6 protein-coding genes are annotated in these 8,282 nt (G+C 34.1%); 4 read left to right on the top strand and 2 right to left on the bottom strand.

Annotated elements, in window-relative coordinates:
- Positions 1 to 214 precede the first annotated feature (214 nt).
- The 4 genes from FTT70_RS13175 (at position 215) to FTT70_RS13160 (ending at position 3,313) form a co-directional block, all read left to right on the top strand.
- Positions 215 to 1,204, top strand: coding sequence for a replication initiation protein (locus FTT70_RS13175; RefSeq protein ID WP_180168711.1), 990 nt, complete (start codon positions 215 to 217; stop codon positions 1,202 to 1,204).
- Between the two features lie 145 nt (positions 1,205 to 1,349).
- Positions 1,350 to 1,916, top strand: a complete 567-nt coding sequence (locus tag FTT70_RS13170; RefSeq protein ID WP_180055252.1) for a plasmid replication DNA-binding protein — start codon at positions 1,350 to 1,352, stop codon at positions 1,914 to 1,916.
- A 253-nt stretch (positions 1,917 to 2,169) separates the two neighbouring features.
- On the top strand, positions 2,170 to 2,400 hold the full coding sequence (locus FTT70_RS13165; protein ID WP_180168710.1) for a helix-turn-helix domain-containing protein: 231 nt from the start codon (positions 2,170 to 2,172) through the stop codon (positions 2,398 to 2,400).
- A 10-nt stretch (positions 2,401 to 2,410) separates the two neighbouring features.
- Complete coding sequence (locus tag FTT70_RS13160; protein ID WP_180168709.1) at positions 2,411 to 3,313, top strand: hypothetical protein; 903 nt, start codon at positions 2,411 to 2,413, stop codon at positions 3,311 to 3,313.
- On the opposite strand, the gene FTT70_RS13155 is transcribed toward FTT70_RS13160, so the two are convergent.
- Together FTT70_RS13155 and FTT70_RS13150 are read right to left on the bottom strand one after the other, a co-directional pair.
- A complete protein-coding gene (locus FTT70_RS13155) occupies positions 3,294 to 4,757 on the bottom strand; it encodes an Eco57I restriction-modification methylase domain-containing protein (RefSeq protein WP_180168708.1) in 1,464 nt (487 codons plus the stop codon). The genes FTT70_RS13160 and FTT70_RS13155 overlap by 20 nt on opposite strands.
- A 507-nt stretch (positions 4,758 to 5,264) precedes the next feature.
- Positions 5,265 to 6,236, bottom strand: coding sequence for a hypothetical protein (locus FTT70_RS13150; RefSeq protein WP_180055256.1), 972 nt, complete (start codon positions 6,234 to 6,236; stop codon positions 5,265 to 5,267).
- Positions 6,237 to 8,282: the final 2,046 nt, after the last annotated feature.

Here is an 8,282-nt window from a genome sequence, read left to right as displayed (position 1 = left end):
AGGGGGACTAATTGTTAGGTTTTCTAGCTTAAAGGGGGACTAATTGTTAGGTAGAGGGGGACTAATTGTTAGGTAGAGGGGGACTAATTGTTAGGTAGAGGGGGACTAATTGTTAGGTTTTTTTTTTGGAAAAATTTGTATAAAAAAGCGTATTGCACGTTTAAAGGGGGATGTGTATATTAGATAAGACCCCCCCTTTTTTTTACTAAAAATTATGGCTATTTCACTAAAAAAAGCCCCACCAACTATTAATTTCTCAGCGCGTCATACTGAATTATTCCCAATAATTCAGCCTGAGAAAAAATACCCAAAAGAACTTGCTGTTTTTCAAAATATATTTTGGAAACTTACTCACGAAAAGCCACTAAAAGATGACCTTCTAAAATTACTTTTTTTCTTTAGCCCCAAAGTTCGCCAAGTTGAAAATGATCTACTGTCTGAAAGGCATGTTTTTTCAATCACTGCTACTGAATATTCAGAATTGACAGGATTAAAAAAAGAAAGCTGTTACGTTGCTCTGAGCCGTGCCGTAGATACTCTTTATGAGCATAGTGTTAAGTTTTTTCATGAAGAGACAAAGGAAATTATCCGTACTCGATTAATTAGTTATTGTGGTTATAAAGAAGGAACTTTCTCTGTTTCCTTTACTCATTATGCACTTCATATTATGAGCGTATTTAACAAGGATAATCCTTTCACACAACTCAAAATCAGATCAGTCATGCCTTTGAGCGGATATGCTTTGAAAATGTATCCTCTATTTATTCAAAATGAATTTCGAAAAGTTTTTGAAGTTGATTTAATCAATCTAAAATCAGCTTTGAATATTGAGCCTAATGCTTATTCTGATTTTAAAGACTTTAAAAAAAAGGTTCTAAAACCAAGTATTGATTTGATTAACGCAAAAACAGAACTTTCTGTGAGCTATAAAGCAATTAAGAAAGGTGGACGTAAAGCCAGCCATGTAGAATTTACTATTGGAAAAACGAGTACAGTAAAAATTAAAACTGAACGAACTGAACCAGCTACAAAACTTAGTGCAATCACAATTTTTAAAACTCTTACACAATACAAATTGCTTGATCGCTTCATGGAATACGGTGAAAGCTCAGACGACCTAATAAATAGAATTAAGCATGATATTAAAAATGATCAAGCTCACCACTGGATCTATAAGCTCAAAGAGTTTGGCATAACATTATAATTTGATTCCCCTATAATTTAGGTAGAAAGTTACCAGAAAACAATTTTTACCTCACTTACAGAACTTAGGCCTCAAGCCTTGAATGTATTGAAGAATACACTTAGTGTATTCTTCAATACGTATCCAAAATACACAGTAATACACTATGAAAACAAGTACAAAATACAGTGTGAGTGATGCTGCAACACTGTATAAAAAATCTCGAGCTACACTCTATAAAGATATAAAAAACGGGGTATTAAGTCGTGATCATGATGGATCTATCGACTTCTCTGAATTACTTCGTGTCTATGGAGAGCCTTTTGTTGGAAAACACTCAAAACGTATTGATACGTCTTCAGTATCAAAGACTGATACACCTGAATACATAGACAATACAGTTGTAGAGCTCAAACATCAGATTGATTTCTTAAAGAAACAGTTGGAAAAAGCAGAAGATCGGGAAGCCAAAGCAAATTCTCGTATTGATACGCTACTCACACTCATTGAAATGAAGCCCCCACAAGCCAATATGACTATGTTTACCGATCAAGAACCAGTGCAACCAGGCATGGCCAAAACAGATCCCGAACCGGACACAGCAGAAGCTAAACATGACGGATTGACTACTCCGGAGCAGACGGAAAATAAGCGTATTCCAGTCCCTGAACATATTGCGCCAGAACCAGAAAAAAGGGGCTTTTGGAGCCGTTTTTTCAAGCCCTATGGATGATAGGACTATTTAATCAGACTAATCAAAACCGTGGAACAATGATCAATAATTGATCGTGAAACATAAAAAATCACTAAAACAGCCTGAGCGTGACTGCTTAGGCTGTTTTTACATCCATAAGACATTGTTTTAAAATGGTTTTTACAAAGCGTTTCGTATAACGTGTATTATGTTAATTTTAGAGAGACTTAATATTTATTAATAACTTCTTGTTTAGTCTACAATTAGAAAAATTTACATCCTGAACTATTCTATGAACGATCAAGATTTTGAAGATTTGAAAAAATTAGTTGGCCAAAATATTAGAAGTTATCGGCTAAAAATGAATTTGTCTCAAAAAGATCTGGGTAAAATTTCAGAACTTGATCCTAACTATATTGGGAGTGTAGAGAGAGGAGAAAGAAATATCTCCTTAAAGAATCTCTATATCATTTCAACAAGTTTGAAAATTTCGATAGACTTACTTTTTTCTAAGAATTTATAGATATTTATAAATGCAGTATTTTCACAATATTTCCAAGCAATCTTTGGATCAGCTAAAAATTGATATCAAAAATGACTTTATGTATAGAGCAGGTGGGGTAATTGCTAGCATTCAAAGTAGCTCCACCTCAGATCATAAAGAAAAAGCTACTCAAATAAATAATGCTCTTAATGGTGTTTTAATACCTATAAAGGATGCATTCACTCAATTACCAAATTTAGATCAGGATGATAAAGCTATTATGGCTTTAATTGTCCAATATTGTTTTACTTATCTAAGCTTAGAAGAACGACATAAGGTTTGGAATTATGACTTTATGGCTTTTTCGCGAAGAATAGGAGAATTATGGGAACGATTCTGTTCTGTAGCTTGGGATTATTCGACTATTGCAACAAGATTTAGTGCTCCAAATTTTTCTACAGTAAAGTCTGCTATAACTTCTCGAGCACAATCACTTTCTGCGGGTTATCCTAACCAATCAGATATTCTAGATTTAGTCGAAGATCTATTAGAAATTATCGGAGACATTAATCTAAAAGAAGATGAAATGTTCCATTCAGGTAATTGCAGATATGTAGTAGATTTCAAAAGTGGTTTTGGATCTAATGAAAAGGGGAACATGCTTCGATTACAAGCAGTTAGTCATGCTTATAAAAGATTCGATCCCAACACTCAACTTTTATTATTAGTTCGTCAAAATGTTAATAATAATTATCTTAACGTCTTAAAAAACTCACAAACATGGCAAATTTACACAGGTAGACAGGCTTATCAAGAAATCCATAGGCTTACGGGAGTAGATATTTTATGGGTAATCCAGAATATCGTTGATTTTAGGAATGATTTATCACAACCATTCCTAACCTATCTACAATCTGCTCGAGGAAATCTTATTAACTATCTTGATTGGTAATAAGATACTTATTTACAAAGTCATCAATTTCCTCATTATTTGACTTGTTATCTGCTTGTATCTTTTTAAACAGAATTAAAGCTCTTGATAAAGCTTTATCACTGAATTTAGGTACAGGCAGTTTCTTAATATAGTTAGCTGAGTTGTTTGCTGAACCATTTACTAGTCCTTTCATTAACTTTGAAGCCAATGAACTATTTAGGTAAATAATCAGACATTCAAGATTTTTTCTATCATAAGGAAATACACCAACAACTCCTTGATCAAAAACACTATTATTCATATAACTAGCTGAAATTCTTGAACTACTTACCATAGGAATAGAAATACCTTCTTTAAAATAGAAACTACTATTTTGAAATCTTGCCTTTTTATTTTCTTTATAAAATTTTATAGCTTCCTTAGACCATAAGATGGCATTGGATGGTTGTTCAAATATTTCTCGATGCCCCCCTCTAATAAATGGAACATATAACTTTTTGGTACGATCTAATCCATTTAATTTTTCATCATCACTTAATTCTGAATTATAAACATCCTTTTCCCAATCAATTACATGCCCATTACTTTTTCTTTTAGACAGAAATGGATCAAAACCTATATATGTTGAATTATCACCTGTATAAATTCCTGTTCTACATTCGGCTAAATCTCCTAAATTTAGCCATTCCTGAGATACAAGACTATCTTGTTCAACTAGTGAATATTTACTCCAACCTTGCTCAATTTTATTTAGTAGCTTATCGCCCTGGATATTTAGAGTCGGTTCAGGAATATCAGCAGAGGTAAGACCATCTAAAGCCTCACTCCAAATTATGTTGTCTAATTCTGTTAGCCTTTCTTTATATCCAGCAATTACACATAAATTTCCATATTTAAAGCTTATAGTCTCAAAAGACTTTGATGGAATTCGAATAATATGAGATGGTCTCGCTTCTTCACATAGGAACTTTCTAATCGCAAGATGTCTATGACTGGTCAAAAACGTATCAGGAATTAAAAAAACATATCGTCCCTTATCTCGTAACTGTTTGAGACTCATATATAAAAACAATCCATAAGATTCTTTTACATATAAACTAGGAAGTAATTGTTTTAATTTTTTTCTATATTCAATAGAAAATTCTAAACCATATGGAGGGTTAGCTATAACTGAGTCATATGTCTCAGCAATAGATCTTTCTAAAAAAGCTTCAATAAATGATTCATGCTTAAAAGTTACATTTATATTTTCTGAATTAATATTTTTACTAACTTTAAATGGCTGGTCATCTACATCATATCCAACAATTTCTTTTGGGTGCCCTTTTAAATTTTTAAGTAGAACACCTTCCCCAATACTAGGTTCAAGAATCAAGTGATCATCAACATTTCCTAAGAGGGAAGCCATTAATTTATTTAGATCCGTAGCATTTGTGAAATGCTGTTTTAAAGCTTTGATCATTTGCAAACAACTTAAGATTAATACTTATAAGTATTATTGCTAGAATAAAGACTTAAGTCAATTATTAACATAAAATCTCTTATGCGAAATTTTAGTGTAACTCCAAAATAGAATTTTACTTTCACGATTACTTTAATAATTAATATAAATCAGTTACTTATTTAAAAAAAACCCCTGTAATCCATCAAATTTTTAATGTCAAAAAAATGGCAAAAAAAGTAAATTCTTCAGAAAGGTGTTTTTAGAACATTGAACTAAATTATTGATTTAAATAAATTAATTTATTAAAGGTGGAAAAGTAATTCAGTAAAAAATTCTTAAAAAAAACCCCTGTAATCCATCAAATCCTCCAAAAAAAACCCTCGTCGTACCTTAATCAATTTAATATATATAATTATATATCATATATTTAAGTGTATTTTTGACCATGGGTATTTTTTTCATTTTTTAGTCATTTTCAAAAAAGTGTGACCAAAGGTGTAATCTATTTCAGTAAAACAGCTCTTTTCATTTATAAATATTATGAAATTCTTTCATCTCTTCAAAACTAGAAACGAGTCTTTTTTGCTTCCAGATATACGGAGGTATTCGTAGTTCCACACCCACATCAGACAGGGGCAAATCTAAAAACTTATGACTTAATGAAAACATCGTTTTATTTAATTCAAAAACTTGTTTTCTCACTCCACGAAATCCAGCTAATTTTGATAAAAAATCCGTTTCTTTGGCAAGAGCCTGCTTCAACTTGGGGAACAGTTCAGATCTTGGTATTGATGGCTTTCGTCCTTTAATTTTTTGAGCCTTAGTAAATGCTTTTTTTAGACTCTTTTCTTTAAAATCGAGATAATCTTTATGTAGTCTCCAAGTAAAGCCCATAGTCTTATTATAAATAGCACTATTTTGCGCTGATTGCCCCTTAATTGCCTTTTTTCGCTCTTCTATTGAGTATGGCAACAATACAAGCTCATAAACGCTTAAAACGCTTGTTTTAGGATCTGGCTGCACATCTGATTGATTGGTCCTAGGCTGATAACTATGTTTCGAGGTAAAAATAAGCCGCTTTTTTCGGTCATGAATCGAATAAAAACTTTCACATTGAGCCAAATCTTTTGCGTACTGCTCATTGATCACAGCAGATGCATGCTTAGATCGTTCGAAATGATTCACATTATTCTGTGATTTAAAATCGAACCTCTCCAGCTTTGCTGGCGTGACCAGCAGACACAGCTTTATCCGATTTTCGTTAAATAGCGTCCGGTTTTGCAGCACGACTAAATCCAATGCCCAGATCCCACGGTTCAATCGCTGATTTCTAAGAGATGCAGACTGATTCAAGTTATATCTTTGTGACCATTTCTCTATGAGCGATTCAGCTTTCGATAGTTCTATTTCAAAATGCAAATAAAACTCTGCACCATAGCCAACGCGAGCCAAAATATCAGCTAAATAAGATTCAGTTTTTACGTTGTAATAAATCATCTCATGATCTTTTATACGATCTTATCGGAAGTATTGAAAATAAAAGATTATATGTCAATTCATCTATAAAAAAGCAAGCGTAGCTTGCTCTTACTTGATCAGTAATAGTCATCTAATCAATGGTTGTTCCTTGTTAATTTACTTAGCTGGTTTTTTTGTATATATTTGAGTAATCGAAATTGGAGTACCCGCTATTTTTACGGGCCAATCAAGACGTCATCCGAGCGTTAATCGGAGTAACCTCATGAATAAGCATCTGATCTTCAAAGATCACATACGATGTCAGATATGTCAGTACATATCTATCCCAAGATAAATTTTTGCATTTGTCAGCGAAGCTCTGTGCGTTTTTTCACGTCAGGACTTACCGCCCTGACGATGCTATTTTCCATTTTTCCTCTAAAAAAGACTCTACCAAAGTCTTTTGGCGAAGCTGCGTGCTGCTTAACGGTGGCTGGCGCGGCTACGAAGAGGGCTTCGGGGTGCGATACCCGATTCCACTCAATCCAAACGAATCTTTTTTGTTGTTGGGCGACACAGAAATGGGAACCGCAGTGATGCGGATGTAAGGTCTGATATTTAGGTCGTACTATATCAATCACTTTTAGTACTTAAAGTGATTGATGAACCCCGGAACTTGGTAAGCAGTACCAGACCTAAAGCGTCTGTCCTTTTAACAGTGAAAAAATAGCTGTTAATGGGATCTGCTCAGGTGGGCGATCAGGAGAGGGAAAAACTCTCGGATATTGGAGAACACACGTTCTCATGAATATCAGGCACTCATGAAATGATTTTTATAATCTATAAGTGAGGTCGGTCGAATAGCTCAAGCCTGTACCGGCAATGAAGTGGTTACGATCATTGCTAAGCAGTAAAGATTTATGGATAGTAAAACCCAAAGCATCTTAGCTCAAAGCGTAATCGGGATCTTGGAACAACTCCCCGAAAAGCTGGTCAATTGGCAGGGCAAGTAACAACGAAGAGATGTGAGCAAGTAGTTTGCAGGGAAATTAGTCATAAATTTGAATCAAGTTTCTAATGTGGGAAGGTTGCTCCGAATTTTTAAATTACTGATTGTTGGTAGCTTTCAGATAAATGATTTAAGGTAAGGAACTTGTAATAAAACAGTCTTGAACTGCCATAAAATCAAGTGAAAGCAGCTGGGAGAACAGGTGAGTAAGGCTCTATTGAAAAGATAGAGGTAGCATGGACATTCGAGCGAATAAAAACGTAAGCGTGTAAATGAGAAAATGAAAGCTGGTGCCGAGTTTTAGCGGAAAAATTGGAAAATATCTGTGTGTGGGTAGCACACTTCTGAGTTGGTAGCTCAAAAAAGGAATTAGTTTAAAAAGGTAGATCGTCAAAAGACAGTCTGTTTTTAATGGTTTATCCCGAATTAACACCTCAACTAACATTTGAGTGTCACATAAAAAACCGCCTGATTAAGTCAGGCGGTTTTTCTCGTTAGAATAAATATTATTAAGTCATATCAACCATTACAGAGCGAGTGTCTACGAGCGAACTTCTAAAATTTGCGTTTCGACTTTTTGAAAAACGGCTTTTTTAGGCTTCACAGCCTAAAAGAGCATAGATCACGTGCAAAAATTTGAGCCTAGACCGAGCGTAGCGAGCAAAAAGAACTATGAGCGAAGCGAATTCCGAGTTGCTTTTGCTTTTTCTTAAAGTCACGTAAGTATTAACCAAAAAATTGCCCCGACGAACTGAGCGAAAGCGAAGTTCAATAGAGTTTGAGCGAAGCGAAAACCAAGGGCAATTTTTTATAAAGTCTTTTTAATCTTTATAAAAGCTTTATAAAAGCTTTTATAGCTTTTAAAAGCTTTAAAAAGCTTTACAGAAGAGCTGAAACCCTTTTATTTAGGTGCTCTCAACACTTATGGGGGGGACTAATTGTTAGGTAGAGGGGGACTAATTGTTAGGTTTTCTAGCTTAAAGGGGGACTAATTGTTAGGTAGAGGGGGACTAATTGTTAGGTAGAGGGGGACTAATTGTTAGGTAGAGGGGGACTAATTGTTAGGTTTTTTTTTT

Source organism: Acinetobacter sp. YH01003 (genome assembly GCF_013420525.1).
Classification (GTDB): domain Bacteria; phylum Pseudomonadota; class Gammaproteobacteria; order Pseudomonadales; family Moraxellaceae; genus Acinetobacter; species Acinetobacter towneri.
The sequence above is the reverse complement of the archived record's forward strand: the minus strand, read 5'-3'. Positions and strand labels throughout refer to the sequence as shown.

Bases quoted from the DNA above. Each gene is read 5' to 3' on its own strand.
- FTT70_RS13175 (WP_180168711.1), top strand. From the start codon at position 215: ATGGCTATTTCACTAAAAAAAGCCCCACCAACTATTAATTTCTCAGCG.
- FTT70_RS13170 (WP_180055252.1), top strand. From the start codon at position 1,350: ATGAAAACAAGTACAAAATACAGTGTGAGTGATGCTGCAACACTGTAT.
- FTT70_RS13165 (WP_180168710.1), top strand. From the start codon at position 2,170: ATGAACGATCAAGATTTTGAAGATTTGAAAAAATTAGTTGGCCAAAAT.
- FTT70_RS13160 (WP_180168709.1), top strand. From the start codon at position 2,411: ATGCAGTATTTTCACAATATTTCCAAGCAATCTTTGGATCAGCTAAAA.
- FTT70_RS13155 (WP_180168708.1), bottom strand. From the start codon at position 4,757: ATGATCAAAGCTTTAAAACAGCATTTCACAAATGCTACGGATCTAAAT.
- FTT70_RS13150 (WP_180055256.1), bottom strand. From the start codon at position 6,236: ATGATTTATTACAACGTAAAAACTGAATCTTATTTAGCTGATATTTTG.